We start from the raw sequence: 247 nt of genomic DNA, 5'->3' as shown, positions 1-247 counted from the left end.
ACTTTAAACAAGAAGAATATGTTAGCACTTTGTCATTAGCCCCAGTTGTTTTTTTAGAGGAGTATCATACTCTTGAACATGCTGAGTCTATGATGAAAAAAGCTAAAATGGATGTGGCCGTGGTACTGTCAGAAAAAAATCGTAGCCCAATCGGCGTGGTTGATAATAACGTTTTAGCATTTTGGCACAGCCCATTTTTAAATACAGCAGCAGAACGTGCAGCGGATAGAAGCTTACTGAATAAACG

The 247-nt window shown here is 38.9% G+C and carries 1 protein-coding gene; it reads left to right on the top strand.

The window, feature by feature from the left end:
* Window positions 1–247: hypothetical protein (locus tag AAEZ05_RS29675; RefSeq protein ID WP_350650213.1), on the top strand; the 247-nt coding region annotated here is incomplete at both ends.

Origin of the sequence: Pseudomonas sp. HY13-MNA-CIBAN-0226 (assembly GCF_040310305.1) — a bacterium.
GTDB lineage: Bacteria > Pseudomonadota > Gammaproteobacteria > Pseudomonadales > Pseudomonadaceae > Aquipseudomonas > Aquipseudomonas gregormendelii.
Note: the sequence above shows the minus strand (reverse complement) of the source record. Positions and strands in the feature narration are given on the sequence as shown.